A 271-nucleotide genomic window follows, 5' to 3' on the forward strand; every position below is an offset into this window, starting at 1 on the left:
TCATTAACAAATTGATGCATATAATTAAAACCATAATAATCGATAACAGGTCTCTACGGCTCAATAAAATCATATGTTAGATTGAAGGCATTCATCATAGAATCATGATGAACACCTATATATGTTGTAATTCCAAAACTCCATAATATGCTTGTAATTGCACTTCTAAATACTCCATTCCCGTACTCTAACGCCATATTAATTGAATCTTTCTCTTTTTTTCTTGTAAATCCTGTTCCATATAGATAATTACAGAAAACTTTTGCTGCTG

1 protein-coding gene is annotated in these 271 nt (G+C 30.3%); it reads right to left on the minus strand.

Features of this window, described 5'->3' with window-relative positions; translation table 11 throughout:
• Positions 1-53: 53 nt before the first annotated feature.
• Positions 54-271 (minus strand): CRISPR-associated endonuclease Cas1 (locus tag AYC60_RS03875; protein WP_197416950.1); only part of this gene is annotated, 218 nt, incomplete at its 5' end.

The organism is Streptobacillus felis (assembly GCF_001559775.1).
GTDB classification, from domain to species: domain Bacteria; phylum Fusobacteriota; class Fusobacteriia; order Fusobacteriales; family Leptotrichiaceae; genus Streptobacillus; species Streptobacillus felis.